The sequence below is a fragment of the Mangrovibacterium sp. genome (assembly GCF_059905295.1).
In genome coordinates this window covers 1-13480 of sequence record NZ_JBZQJF010000301.1, presented here as the reverse complement: position 1 = coordinate 13480, position 13480 = coordinate 1, and the positions used below count along the sequence as shown (strand labels likewise).

Here is a 13480-nt window from a genome sequence, read left to right as displayed (position 1 = left end):
GAATTCCTGTAGCAGTTCTTCCGGTAGTTCTGTGCCACTGTGGGGTATGCTCAACACGATTGGCGAAAGGATTTCTTTCGGTCGTGTGATGGTAAAAAGGTTATCGTTGTTGTTCATTTTGTCTCTATTTTTTCGTCTTAATTACAAGAGAGGGGGCTTTTATTCTTTGTTCCGACTTATACTGCCTTATAAGGCGGATTTTACGCTGCCGTCTTGAAACAAAGAGTAAACAGAAAATTCAAGGCTGATTTTTATCTTCAATCTTCATCTTCCTGAAAGCTAAGTTCGATTCCGGTCTTGATAAAAATAGGCCGATCTTGCCGCATCACCTATTCATAGTTCGAAGCTTGTGGGTTTTTACTTGTGACTACAGACTGTTTAAAATTTCGTTATCCACCAGGTTGGGTATGGTAACCTTCAGTCCGGGTGTTTGTTTCATTTCTTCGGCGATGGCAAACATGGCCTCTTTGTTACGTGCCCACGATCGACGGGCGATGCCGTTGTTTACATCGTAGAGGAGCATCATTTTCAGTTTTTCATCCGCTTCCACCGAGCCATCGAGTACCATACCGAATCCACCGTTTGTTACTTCGCCCCAGCCAACACCGCCGCCGTTGTGTAGCGATACCCAGGTGGCGCCGCGGCTGGCGTCGCCAATCACATTTTGGATGGCCATATCGGCAGTAAAGCTGCTACCGTCGTATATGTTACTTGTTTCGCGGAAGGGCGAATCGGTGCCGCTCACGTCGTGGTGGTCGCGACCAAGTACAATTGGTGCTGAAATTTCGTTTTCCCGGATGGCTTTGTTGAAACGCAAAGCTGTTTGAATTCGTGCGTCGGAGTTGGCGTACAAAATACGGGCTTGTGAGCCAACCACCATTTTATTCTTGCCCGCCTCTTCCATCCAGTGGATATTGTCGGCGAGCTGCAATTTAGTTTCTGCCGGTGCTTTTTTGTGCATCTCGCGTAATACGTCAAGTGCAATTTGATCCGAATATTCGAGGTCTTTCGGATCTCCCGAACTGCATACCCATCGGAATGGGCCAAAGCCATAATCGAAATACATAGGCCCCAGGATGTCCTGCACATACGAAGGATAACGGAATTTACTTCCATCTTCGGTCATCACATCGGCCTTAGCTTTGCTGCACTCGAGCAGGAAAGCGTTGCCATAATCGAAGAAGTAAGTTCCTTTTGCAGCATGGCGATTTACGGCTGCAGCATGCCGGCGCAACGAGGCTTGTACTTCAACTTTAAATTGTTCCGGATTTTCGGAAATCATTTTCTGCGCTTCTTCAAAACTCAAAGTAACGGGGTAGTAACCGCCGGAATAGGGGTTGTGCAACGAAGTCTGGTCGGAACCGATTTCAACATACAACCCTACTTTGTCGAAATGTTCCCATACATCAACAATGTTGCCCCAATAAGCAATCGACACTGTTTCTTTTTTTTCCTTGGCCTGGGAAACTCGCGTTACTAATTCGTCGAGATTGTCGATAATCTCATCGACCCAACCTTGTGAATGACGCTTTTTAATCGCCTGAATGTTTACCTCGGCACAAACCGAAATACAGCCGACTATGTTGCCTGCTTTGGGTTGAGCTCCACTCATGCCGCCCAGTCCGGCTGTCAGGAAGATTTTACCTTTCGGACTTTCATTTACCGCTAATTTTTTGCGGAAGGCGTTCATCACCGTGATTGTTGTCCCGTGAATGATCCCCTGCGGGCCAATGTACATCCAGGAGCCAGCTGTCATCTGTCCGTATTGGGTAACGCCCAGTGCGTTGTATCTCTCCCAGTCGTCGGGTTTCGAGTAGTTGGGAATCATCATGCCATTGCTGATGATAACGCGCGGTGATGATTTGAAGGATGGGAACAAGCCCATCGGATGGCCGCTGTACATGTGCAACGTTTGCTCGTCGGTCATTTCTGCCAGGTACTTCATGGTGAGCAGGTATTGTGCCCAGTTTTGAAATACCGCGCCGTTGCCGCCATAGGTGATCAGCTCGTGTGGGTGTTGGGCGACTGCCGGATCCAGGTTGTTCTGAATCATCAGCATCATGGCAGCAGCGTGATGCGAGTGAGACGGATATTCGCTTATTGGTCGTGCATGCATTTCGTAGTCGGGACGAAACCGGTACATGTAGATGCGTCCGTAATCTTTCAGTTCCTGCATGAATTCAGGGGCCAGCTCAGCATGCCATTCCTTTGGGAAGTAACGAAGCGCATTTGTAATGGCCAGTCTTTTTTCTTCTGCTGAAAGGATGTCCTTGCGCTTTGGTGCATGACTTATTGTTGGGTCAAAGGCTTTGGGTGCCGGTAGTTGGTTTGGAATTCCCTGTAATATTTGGTTTTTGAAATTCATGGTGCTGGTTTTTAAAATTCATCAAAAAGCTCACATAATGAAGTACGGTACGGTGCCGACGATTTTAAAGAGATCTCTTTGGCAATTGAAACCAGTTTGGCATTCTTTACCATGTTGATAGTGTGATGCATATAATCGTTGATCAATTCGTCTTCGGTGATGTGAGGAACCTGTGTGCGGACTTGTTTTTGCAGTCCGTCCAAAATTGGCGTTGGACGGAGTGGTGCGTGGAAGTCGAGTGCTTGTGCAGCACAGAAAAGTTCCAGCCCGAGGATGCGTTCCACATTGTCGATGACTTGTAGAAGTTTGCGGCCGCTAATTGAGCCCATACTTACATGATCTTCCTGCCCCATCGATGTTGGGATGCTGTCGGCACTGGCCGGGTAGCACAAGCTTTTGTTCTCGCTGGCCAGTGCGGCCGATGTATATTGAACGATCATGAAGCCCGAGTTGAGCCCGGTTTCTTTCAATAAAAGTTTGGGAACGCCGGGGTAGTTGCCCATAAGCGAGAGGTAGATGCGTCGGTCGGAAATGTTCCCGATCTCGGAGGCGGCCAGACAAGCATAGTCCATTGGCAGGGCTATGGGTTGACCGTGGAAGTTTCCGCCGCTGATTGTTGATCCATCTTCAAACACAATCGGGTTGTCGGTTACCGAGTTGATCTCAACTTCAATGGTCTCTTTCAGATGAAGCCAGGCATTCCATGAAGCTCCGTGAACCTGTGGAATACAGCGCAACGAGTAAGGATCCTGAACGCGCGTACAGCCGGCATGGGAATGGACAATGTCGGAATTTGTAAGTAGGTTGGTAATCGTTTCTGCCGTGTGGCGGTTTCCTTTGTAGGGACGGATTTCGTGCAGTTGTGGCAGGAAAGGGCGAGCCGATCCGGTTAAGCCTTCAATCATCATTGCTCCAATCAGATCGGCTGAAGCGATCAGGTTTTGCATTTTGATGATTGCAACAACAGCGTGGGCTGCCATGAACTGGGTTCCGTTAATCAAAGCAAGACCTTCTTTCCCATTTAGCTTAATGGGCTCCTGGTTCAGTTCATCCAAAACTTCATTTGTATTCCGGACTTCACCTTGATAGTCTACTTTCCCTAATCCAATCAATGGAAGAAACAAATGCGATAGCGGAGCCAGATCGCCTGATGCGCCTACTGATCCCTGTTTGGGAACCACTGGAATTACAGCGTGGTCGATGTGCCAGATAATCCGGTCGAGTGTTGCTTCCTGTATGCCTGAAAACCCTTTAGCCAGTGCCTGAACTTTCAGTACCAGCATAATGGCTGCTATTGTTGTCGGTATTGGTTCCCCGGTGCCAACAGCATGGCTTTTCAGAATATTTTCCTGTAACTTCTTGGTGTCAGTTGCTGAAACCCGTGTTGTGCAAAGCGGGCCAAAGCCCGTGTTGATTCCGTAAACGGCCTGGTCGGATTGAATGATGTCTTCAACAATTTGTTGCGATTTCCGGATTCGCTCCCTGGTTGAAGGACTCAAAATTCCTTTCAGTTCCCCGTTGCTTAGTGCCAGTGCTTTAGAAGCGGTCATGAAATCTTCGCCGTAATGAAATACCTCTGTTGACATATGTAATGTTTTTCTTTTAATTCAACTTCAACTGTTTATACGTTCATGAATTGATTGTGTGCAGGTTGGCCGTTTATTGATAATTCAAAATTACGGCTTATATTTGATAATTATAAATACCAATTTTGTCAATAAATAATAACTGTGAGTTATCAAATAGAATTGCGGCATTTGCGTTATTTTCAGGTTCTGGCTGAGGAACTCCGGTTTCGAAAGGCTGCTGAACGCCTTCATATTTCCCAACCCGGTTTAACACGTCAGATTAAGCAGATGGAAGAGTTATATGGCGTTCAACTGTTCGAGCGAAGCAAGCGGAATGTTCAACTAACCCCGGCTGGTCGATTTTTAAAAGATGAAGTCGATTTCATTTTTAATCACCTGGATATGGTTAAGCATCATTTGGAAAGTATTGCTCAGGGAAAGGAAGCCGAACTGCGGATTGGTTTTATCGGGTCGGCGGCGCAAAAGGTAATTCCTGATTTATTGCTCAATTTGAAACGACAATTTCCGGATATTCAGGCTGTATTGGAGGAAATGTCGAATAGCCTGCAATTGGATATGTTGCTAAATCACAAGCTGGATCTTGGTTTTGTGCGTATGCCGAATGTTCCTGCCGGGATTAAAAAGTTACAGGTTTCTGAGGAGTCGTTTGTGGTGGTATTACCGGAAAACCATCCAATCAATAGCAACAATTTTAAGAGTCTGACACAATTAAAGGATGAGCAGTTTATCCTGTTTTCGAGTGAATACAGTTCTTATTATTATGACCTGATCATGAGTATTTTTGAAGATCATGGTTTTCAGCCTAAAGTTCCGCATAAGTCGGTAAATGCGCTGACTATTTTTAAATTGGTAGAGGAAGGAATTGGAATTGCTATTGTGCCAAGCTCGTTGCAGGAAGGTTACGATTTGAAAATTAAGCAAATTCCGTTGGATAAACTTCGGCAGCGAACCGGTTTGTACGCCGTTTGGAAGGAGAACAACCGAAACCCGGCATTGCAGAATGCACTGATGTCACTGAAAATAATGCGATAGAAGTTAGCAGTGAAAAACACGGTGAGGGTAAGTTAACTTTTGTCGTTTGCTTTCTGTGATGATACCGATTGGTACCGTTGAATAGAGAGCATAACCAGCGTGCCTTTTTGAGTATCTGATGTTTCGGATCGATCAGAAATGTTGAATTTTATTTTATATCCGTGGTATTTCTCGAATAACTCGAAAAATTCATTCATAATTTGAATGCCGTTTCCAGATGTGTCGTGATAGGCTGATGCTTCTTTTAAACCCATGCCATTATCTGTAATCGTAATTGAGATTCCATGTGTTATTGGCTTGATGTCAATTGTTAATAATCCTCCGGTATTTGTGTTTCTGAATCCATGTTTAATTGCATTTTCCACATAGGTGTGCAAACACATTTTGGGCACCTGAAACTCAAGGTTCGTTCCATTGTGGATCGTGAACTGGACATCAAACCGCTTTTTAAACCGATGCTTTTGAATTTTGATATAATCCTTCGTGAACTGAATTTCTGATTTAAGCGAGCGTTTTACCTCTTTGGCGTCATCCATTACGCGTTGAATCATGCGTGAATTCACGATTAGAAAATCGAAGGCTTCATCATTTCTCCCCTCATTAATCATCAATGCTACCGAGTTTAACGAATTAAAAAGAAAATGTGGATTCAATTGATTTTTTATCGTGTTAAACTGTAATTCAGATAGCTGTTGTTCTGTCTGAATGCGTTTCTCAATGGATCGCCTTTGGGAGTATAGTAGCAAAAAGATAAAAGATGATGAGAACAGAAAAAGGAGTGCATAGATCAGGTAGAGGAGTGGATAGTACTTGTTGTTTTGGTATTTGAAAAAGAAGAAACCACTTCCAGAACAGAACATAAATTTTGTCAGTTTCTTATTCTCATAAAAAGGGTAAATTGTGATAGGAGATCTAAGCGTGATTGGTGATTCAAAAGAAATGTCTTCTTCTGGGTTTTCGTTGTGTATAGTTATTTGACTTTGTGAATTCCAAAGAATCCATTCGCTTTTTTGATCTCCATCCAAATCAAAGGGCAAAATATATTGTCCATAAGGATTTTGTTGGATCGTCAATTTTTCGGGTAATCCCGTTAGTTTTTGGTTTAGTTTAAAAGCTCCTACTCCTTTTATAAAGAGATAATTGTTTTTGTTGATGTTCCACAAGTAGGTCGTGATATTTTCAGGATTTTTAAGGTTCGTCCAGACCTTCTCTTGAAGAATTTGTCCTTTTGTGTTTAGGCACATTAAGCGAAATGGAGTTGAATTCTTAGCCCTAGACTGGAAAAATGCAAAGAATAGACTATCATTTATGCAACTTGGGATAATCTGCATACTTGAGAATTCTCCCGGAAAAGGGATTGGCTCAAATACAAAGTTGAGATTATAATCCAGCAATGCGATGTAGCTAATTCTGTCTGAATACTTTTTGTAGCTGGAAACATTGGATGGTGCATAACATCGTGTGAATATTTCAGGGCTTCCATCTGAGTTAATATCCTTAAATTCCATTGGAGTTATTGCCATGTATTCAGTCGGTGAAGCTGTTATCTTCATTGATGGAAATTCAATTTTGAATATTCCCCTTGGGCGTAGTCCGTAGCCTGCGTCAAACCGGACAAATAACTCCTTATGGCCGTCTTTATTGAAATCTCCGAATTTCCAGAAGTATGATGCACAAGCACTGCTTCTTCCTTTTCGTTCAAACGAACCGAAAAAGAAATGGTCGATAACGATCTCAAATCGTGCCAGGTTAAAGGCATTCAGAAAAATTGAATCGTTCCGCAGCGAGAAATAGAGCAGCTCAGATGTGCCATCATCGTCGATATCGAATATTCCGGGATAAAGACTATGGTACCATTCGGAACCTGAAAGTCGGTAATGGTCGGTTATATTTCCATTTTCGTCGTAATGAACAATATTCATTACATTCGAATTAGATTTGTTAAAACATCGAATTCGTTCGCTTGAACCATCCCCATTGAAATCTCCACCAAACCAGTGTATTTCCTCAGTTAGGTTGCCTAAAAACGGATCCAGATCCAGTTGGTTTTTTTTGATTGGAGGCTCCCAGATTTGGATAACCACAAGCGTAACGATTAAGCCAACAAAGATGGACTGCAGATAGATATTCGATAATATATTTTTGACGAGCTGCTTGTTCATCGATTCAACTAAAGTTCAGGAGTAGACTAAATCAAGTCTCTTTTTAGATCTTTCATTTTCATACTTACTTCCAGTTTGTATTCTTGTTCTTTATAAGTAATCAGGCAATAATTCTTACAGAAATTCATAAAGCTGAGATAATTTTTGTTGATCACTCTCTTACGGCTTATTCGGATAAACTCATCTTGTGGAAGTTGATCATGAACTTTTCCCAGGTTTAGGCTGGAAATAAGCTTTCTGTTTTCCGTCATTTGTAAACAGGTATAATTGCCATCTGCCTCGAGGAAAAGAATCTGATCGATCGGAATATAGTGGTGTCCTTCCATCGTTTTTAGCAGCATGCGGGGCTGAATTGTTTGTCGATTACTTAGTGTATGCTTATTGGGTTGATTGAGCGACTCAATGATTTTATAGACAACTCGCTTTAGATCCGATCTTGAGATTGGTTTACACAAAAAGTCAAAAGCATCGTTATGGATGGCTTCCAGAGCATAGTGATCGTACGCCGTCACAAAAACTACTTTTGTTTGTGGTGACAATTTGTTGATTTGCTTGAGAAATTCCATGCCTGATACTCCCGGCATTTCAATATCCATGAAAACCAATGGTGGTTGCTCTGTTATTACCCTATCTAACGCTTGTTGGGCGTCAGTGAATACTTTTGTGACTTTAAGGGCTGAATACTTATGTAGCAAATTTTCCAGCAACCGGCCGGCATCGGGCTCATCATCTATTATGAATGTATCGAATGGGGGCATCCTTTTTCACGTTTTAATTCTTAGTCTCGGTTATTGTTAACTCGAAGATACAAAATCAATTAGTTAAGCTGCAATTCTTTATTGTGGAAAACTCGATGTTTGTTGTGAAAAATAAGGATTTTAATAAATGTGGCGTTTTTATGTTTTGTCGGAAAGTGCAGTTTAGCTCGTCGAGGATACCCTAATTGGGGGTTTGTTGTCGGAAAATAGGTTTTTAATTGTGAAAATGTAAGGTTCAGTAAATCTTATATGGAGGAAGGTAATAGGCGGGAAATTATCTTTTAATTTTATTGTAAAACATAAAAGATGAAAGGAATCTTTTCGACAACCTTAGCTCTTATTTTATGCCTTTATCTATTTGAGGCTTGTCTGAATAAGGATGGAACAAAAACTGAATTTACAGGAGATGCTTGTGTTGAATTTGAAACAGGTATCGTTGAGTTTGGAAGTAATACGCCAATAAAGTTTTTAAACTGTTCCGAAGGCGGGAGTTATTACTTGTGGGATTTTGGTGATGGAACCAGCTCACGGGAATATGAGCCAATACATACTTACGCCGAGGCTGGTCAGTATCATCTTCAATTGGTTGTTCAGTCCGTAAACTTCATCGATTATAACGATGATGGTGCAATCCGGATTGAAGACCGCCAAGAGTCCCGTTCGAACCTTCTGGATTTATATTTGAATGTTGTTGATTAAACGAAATAGAAGATGTGGGTTAGGGAATTAGATTAGAGAATTGTGTTAACGTGAAAAGAGCAGCTGAACAAAGGCTGCTCTTTTAATTTGTCGATTATTTCTTGTTACAGTTACTTTACCTTAAATCCCAAGCAGACATGTTTAATCGTTTTCCGATTGTAGGTGTAAGTGATGTGTAATCGTCCGTCGTTTGTCTGGATGATTGCCGGATAGCTGAACTCGCCTTTGGGCTCATTCTCCAGTTCATACACTTTCTGCCAGTTGATGCCGTCTTTCGAGGCATACAGGAAGAGTTTATTTCTTCCCATTTCCCACGATTCGCCACTTTTAAGTGGATTGTTGACCAGGAAATACCAACCGGAGTGCGTTGCAACAGCATCAATGCCCGAATTCGGATGGACGACTTTGGTTGGCGTAACTTCCGACCAGCTTAAGCCCTCATCTTCCGACCAGCTCTGCATAATCACATTCTGGTTGCTTCTCAACAAGGCTTGGATTTTGTGATCCGGGTGAATCAGTAAGGTTGGCTGAATGACCTTAACACTATCGGGTGAAGGAATTTCGATTCTTGTCCAACTCTGTCCGTTGTCGGTTGACCGCTCAATATGGGACTTCCACAATCCTGAACTATATTCTGTGCTTGAAGGGCTCAGAATGACTCCGGATTTCAGGTTGATTGGTTTGTTGCGAATTGGACCAAGGATGTTATCCGGAAGCTTTTGCGGCTGCGACCATGTTTTTCCTTCATCGGTTGAGTACATCGACATTCCCCACCATTCACTCGGACTTGGGCCAACTTTGTAATAAAGGTAAAGACGATCTCCGGCATGAAATAAGACCGGATTCCATGTCGGATAAGTAAGTGTGTCATTGATGAATCCGCCTGCAACCTTTTCGGGAGTGGTCCATTGCTCGCTGCCAACTTTACGCGAGGTATAGATACAGACATCTTTTGCTCGTTCGTGGGTGCCACCAAAAAAGGCGGCCAGTAAGCCGTTCTTTGTTTCTACAATCGTCGAGGCATGGCATTGAGGGAATGCAGCGGTGTCATATAAAAACTCCGAGCTTTCGACTTCAATATTGACGATCGGGGATGCTGGTTTTGTGGTGCAGGAGTTAAGTGAAAGAAATACTAAAGCTATGAATGCCAGGAATAAAAGCTTGTTTTTCATGGGATTGAATTTGAATTGCTGTTGTCTTTGGTGGTTGGAAAGCCTGGCCTGGTCGGGTATTGAGTTGCTAAAATAATGAAAAAAAAATTAGGATCCACTTTTTGAGGTATTTGGAAGGTCGGTTTATCTGGTTGACTTTGCTAATGGATGGTGTACTATTCTACAAAAAATAACAATATAAGAAGGATTCCGGAGATCCTACATTCGAAATGAAAAACTCAATTACAGCATCAAAACCCAATCTGAAATGAATCAGATCGGATTTTGATGATAGCTAATAATTGCTCTATTTGAGTGCGCGTAAGTTGTTGTTGAAAACGAACTCGCTGACTTCCTTCCCAATCTTGTCTCCCGCAATGTTGTCGTGTTGAAAATTGTGGCCAACATAGATCCTCGAAAGTTGCATATCGGTGGCTACCTGAGAAAAACTGCTGTAATTTCTTGCCACTCCCGGTTTTGTGTAGCTTTCCACTGTGAATGGTATATTATCTGTTCCGAAAAACATTTTAAGAATCTCTGCTCCGGCTCTTCCGGCAGAAGCATAACTTGACGGGTATGGTGGCAATGGAGGAATTGCACGGCCAGCGGTGACGGCCGCCCATCCGGCATCGCCTTCGGTGTCGTTGTTCCCGTCGTTGTCACCTTCCTGGATTGCAGTAATTGGCCTCCAGAAATTGTAGAGGAATGCGGATTCAAATGTGCAGATAAGCGCATCAGCCTCGCTCATTTGCACCAGCGCTATAAGCCTTGCGGTTTCCCATCCATTTAATTCTTTGCTCGCAGCCACGTATCTTGTCACTTTGTTCAGCATACTAGGCATGTTGTCGGTAAAAAATATTCCCATTTCAGTTTGTTCCGGTGTTCGTGTTACACTAGAGTTGCTTCCAATCGTTTTCACCTGGTTGTAGTCGGCTGTATATTCCAGCGAGGTGAGGGCATAAGGGGGGGCTGAACGAAACTGATCCCCGGATAACACACCAAAAGGTGAGGTTTCGCCCCAGGTTGGAGCATAAACAGAGTTTGGCTGCCAGATAGGGCCTGGACCGCTCCATGGTGCGTATGAGCGATATTCTCCTGGTGCGGTTCCTTGGGGATACACTACAAAGGCGGGTGGAGCATCGCCTTGCCGTTTTTCAAGCATGGCCGCTGCCGCGTCAGCACCAATATGAATCCCTTCATCCTTCAGTTCCGTATCTTCTATTGTAGCTAAACATTCGGCCAATAGTGCGTCGGCACTGGGTTGTGAAGGTGGAAACAACGCTATCAAAACATCGTGAGCAGCCGTTGCCACAGCAGCGTCGGCTACGGCTGCAATAGTTTTCTTCGACACGAGTTTCCCGTCGTTCCAGCTGTTCTCCATCGCATAAGTTTCATATTTTGGAACGACATTATTCAAGGCATCGTGCACGGCAATTGAAACCATGGCATAAATTCTCGATTCAGGCGGTGGTGGCATCTTGTTATCTATGGCGATGCTCAGAGCTGTATTCCATTTTAATACCATCGTATTGTTGTACGATTTTATCATGCCGTTATTGGCACGTTTTAGCTCGCCATAATCTGACGCAGGTTCCATCGCATTTTGTTCGCAGGCATACATCGCTAACAGCACAATTAAAGTGCTAGCGATAAGTTTCAAATTTGTTTTCATAGCATTTAAGGCTTTGATATAATACAATTCATTTTATAGAGCCATACAGGCTTTGATGTAGCTCCCTTTCTTTTCAGATACTAAACTTCTTCGTAGTCTGTATTTGTAAGAAATGTGCGGTAGGTTACTGGCTTCGAACTCGTATTAGGTAGTTAGATGATTGTGGAAATTTTCGTTTCGGTCATCAGTTCGAGCGCTAATAAAGGAACTTATACATTCCTGTTTTCCGATGTAATATGTTAGTTCAATTGACTACATGACAATTGTGCTGTGTGTTTGATGTTGATGGCTATATCAGATGTAAGAGTTCGGATTAAACTCGGGCTGATTCTTTGCCGATGATGTGCCGTCGGTTTCTTGTCCTTGCAACGAGCGAGATTCGTTTTCAAAAGGCAGAACCGCCTTGTATGCCTGTTTGGCTAAAAGTATCAGTATCGAAGGATACTTCAGATTCGTAAAAATTCTCATAATTCAAGTTCATTCAATTGCTAGTGTATTATGCCGTACCTATTGTGATCAATAGTAGCCAGAGAATTTTCTGCAAGAATCAGAGAATATTCGTATCCGTTAGTAACTTGGTGCTTAGTATCTTCAATTACTGGAGAATTGAGAGAAGACTAAACATCTTTACGATCTTGATATCACTTTACGGTGAAAAATAAAATAAGATCCGAAAATCGTTAAAATAATGTGTTCGTTATTCGATAATTTTAATTGATGACAGATGGTGTAGGTTCAGGGAGGAATAACGAGAATGAAAGGATGAAAAAGGTAAGGCTAATATACCTAGGAGTTGCTTTTAGGTCAAAACCCGATTTCGCAGTAATGTATTTTCTAATACCAGCTTTTGTAACGCTCTTTTTGCGCTTTTACCTTAGATCGTATATCGTAGCACACATTACTTCCAGCAATACCTTATTATTTCACCTGGTTCTGTTAACGGAGATTACTTTAATCATAAGTTTATTGTTTTTGTTACCTGATCAACTATCAGAAGTCTATTTTTGCACCGACTTTTATTCACACATTATCAGGATAAATCATGATAGATTTACATACCCATACAACGATTTCTGATGGAACACTAACTCCAAAAGAGCTGATTCATCAGGCAAAAGAAACAGGACTTTCAGCAGTTGCAATAACGGATCATGACAGTATTGACGGACTTGGGGAAGCACAACGTGAAGCTGACATATTGGGTGTTACTTTTATTAAAGGCATTGAATTTAGTACTGCATTTGGTGAGAACCGCCTGATTCACATACTTGGTCTGGGTATTGATCCTCAATGTGAGGGGTTTGCGCGGATATATACAAACTACCGACAGGAGAGATCAGACAAGCTTTCTGTGGTTTTTGATAAACTGCGGTCCATGGGCGTTGCAATTGATCCTGAAGTTGTCAAGCCGTTTGTGTTAGGTGGATTTATGGATCGACAGGCTATCGCTAAATGTCTTGTTGCTCATGGGTATACGAAGAGCGTGAGAGATTCCTGGATAAATTATCTGGATAAGATTGATTATATAGAAGGGGAACTCATAAAACCGGAAGAAGCAATTAATGCTATTCATGCTGCCGGGGGAAAAGCCTTTCTAGCTCATTTTCACTTAAAGATTGGCTTAAAAGGTTATTCAGATGAAGAAGCATTTACATGTTTGAAAAAGCTGAAAATAATGGGTTTGGACGGCATGGAGTGTTATTATCCCTCTTTTTCAGAGGAAGACAAAAGCCGTTGCATTGCGTATATTAAAGATTTTAACTTTATAAAGTCAGGTGGGTCGGATTTTCACGGTGCTAACAGACCTCATGTTAAACTTGGAGTTGGTGAAGGAGATTTACATGTTGAGGATGGATTGCTGGAAAAAATCCTCACAAGAAAAGAAGCAATAAGCAGCAAGTAACAAAATTGGTATTGAAAGGGTGCAAAATCGGGTGCAAATAAAAAAAGCAGCCCGTTTGAGCTGCTATTTCTGTTGACCTGCCAGGGCTCGAACCTGGACTCTTCAGGACCAGAATCTGACGTGTTGCCAGTTACACCACAGGTCAATTT

10 protein-coding genes and 1 tRNA gene are annotated in these 13480 nt (G+C 42.5%); 3 read left to right on the top strand and 8 right to left on the bottom strand.

Features of this window, described 5'->3' with window-relative positions; all coding sequences use genetic code 11:
• Positions 1-367: 367 nt before the first annotated feature.
• Together hutU and hutH are read right to left on the bottom strand one after the other, a co-directional pair.
• The gene (gene hutU, locus AC37HE_RS15255; protein ID WP_500783718.1) at positions 368-2365 is read right to left on the bottom strand and encodes a urocanate hydratase; all 1998 of its coding nucleotides are present in this window, start codon (positions 2363-2365) and stop codon (positions 368-370) included.
• 11 nt (positions 2366-2376) lie between these two features.
• The gene (gene hutH / locus AC37HE_RS15250) at positions 2377-3951 is read right to left on the bottom strand and encodes a histidine ammonia-lyase (protein ID WP_500783717.1); all 1575 of its coding nucleotides are present in this window, start codon (positions 3949-3951) and stop codon (positions 2377-2379) included.
• Between the two features lie 144 nt (positions 3952-4095).
• Here hutH and AC37HE_RS15245 point away from each other — a divergent pair, with 144 nt between their 5' ends.
• The gene (locus AC37HE_RS15245) at positions 4096-4986 is read left to right on the top strand and encodes a LysR family transcriptional regulator (RefSeq protein ID WP_500783716.1); all 891 of its coding nucleotides are present in this window, start codon (positions 4096-4098) and stop codon (positions 4984-4986) included.
• A 32-nt stretch (positions 4987-5018) separates the two neighbouring features.
• Here AC37HE_RS15245 and AC37HE_RS15240 read toward each other — a convergent pair whose 3' ends face one another.
• Positions 5019-7148, bottom strand: a complete 2130-nt coding sequence (locus tag AC37HE_RS15240; RefSeq protein WP_500783715.1) for a histidine kinase — start codon at positions 7146-7148, stop codon at positions 5019-5021.
• Positions 7149-7174: 26 nt separating this feature from the next.
• Positions 7175-7906, bottom strand: coding sequence for a LytR/AlgR family response regulator transcription factor (locus AC37HE_RS15235; RefSeq protein ID WP_500783714.1), 732 nt, complete (start codon positions 7904-7906; stop codon positions 7175-7177).
• Positions 7907-8212: 306 nt separating this feature from the next.
• Here AC37HE_RS15235 and AC37HE_RS15230 point away from each other — a divergent pair, with 306 nt between their 5' ends.
• On the top strand, positions 8213-8605 hold the full coding sequence (locus AC37HE_RS15230) for a PKD domain-containing protein (protein ID WP_500783713.1): 393 nt from the start codon (positions 8213-8215) through the stop codon (positions 8603-8605).
• Positions 8606-8715: 110 nt separating this feature from the next.
• Here the strand turns inward: AC37HE_RS15230 and AC37HE_RS15225 are convergent, their stop codons facing one another.
• The 3 genes from AC37HE_RS15225 to AC37HE_RS15215 form a co-directional block, all read right to left on the bottom strand.
• Positions 8716-9777 carry a sialidase family protein gene (locus AC37HE_RS15225; protein ID WP_500783712.1) on the bottom strand — a complete coding sequence of 354 codons (1062 nt, stop codon included), beginning with the start codon at positions 9775-9777 and terminating at the stop codon, positions 8716-8718.
• Between the two features lie 286 nt (positions 9778-10063).
• Positions 10064-11428, bottom strand: a complete 1365-nt coding sequence (locus AC37HE_RS15220; RefSeq protein WP_500783711.1) for a vanadium-dependent haloperoxidase — start codon at positions 11426-11428, stop codon at positions 10064-10066.
• A gap of 294 nt (positions 11429-11722) precedes the next feature.
• Entirely contained in the window at positions 11723-11896 is a 174-nt protein-coding gene (locus AC37HE_RS15215; RefSeq protein WP_500783710.1) for a hypothetical protein, read from the bottom strand.
• 574 nt (positions 11897-12470) lie between these two features.
• On the opposite strand from AC37HE_RS15215, the gene AC37HE_RS15210 reads away from it, so the two are divergent.
• A complete protein-coding gene (locus AC37HE_RS15210; RefSeq protein WP_500783709.1) occupies positions 12471-13331 on the top strand; it encodes a PHP domain-containing protein in 861 nt (286 codons plus the stop codon).
• Positions 13332-13403: 72 nt separating this feature from the next.
• On the opposite strand, the gene AC37HE_RS15205 is transcribed toward AC37HE_RS15210, so the two are convergent.
• Positions 13404-13476, bottom strand: a tRNA-Gln gene (locus AC37HE_RS15205).
• Positions 13477-13480: the final 4 nt, after the last annotated feature.

Excerpts from the sequence above, each read along its gene's own strand:
- hutU (WP_500783718.1), bottom strand. The coding sequence starts at position 2,365 with ATGAATTTCAAAAACCAAATATTACAGGGAATTCCAAACCAACTACCG.
- hutH (WP_500783717.1), bottom strand. The coding sequence starts at position 3,951 with ATGTCAACAGAGGTATTTCATTACGGCGAAGATTTCATGACCGCTTCT.
- AC37HE_RS15240 (WP_500783715.1), bottom strand. The coding sequence starts at position 7,148 with ATGAACAAGCAGCTCGTCAAAAATATATTATCGAATATCTATCTGCAG.
- AC37HE_RS15235 (WP_500783714.1), bottom strand. The coding sequence starts at position 7,906 with ATGCCCCCATTCGATACATTCATAATAGATGATGAGCCCGATGCCGGC.
- AC37HE_RS15230 (WP_500783713.1), top strand. The coding sequence starts at position 8,213 with ATGAAAGGAATCTTTTCGACAACCTTAGCTCTTATTTTATGCCTTTAT.
- AC37HE_RS15225 (WP_500783712.1), bottom strand. The coding sequence starts at position 9,777 with ATGAAAAACAAGCTTTTATTCCTGGCATTCATAGCTTTAGTATTTCTT.
- AC37HE_RS15220 (WP_500783711.1), bottom strand. The coding sequence starts at position 11,428 with ATGAAAACAAATTTGAAACTTATCGCTAGCACTTTAATTGTGCTGTTA.
- AC37HE_RS15215 (WP_500783710.1), bottom strand. The coding sequence starts at position 11,896 with ATGAGAATTTTTACGAATCTGAAGTATCCTTCGATACTGATACTTTTA.
- AC37HE_RS15210 (WP_500783709.1), top strand. The coding sequence starts at position 12,471 with ATGATAGATTTACATACCCATACAACGATTTCTGATGGAACACTAACT.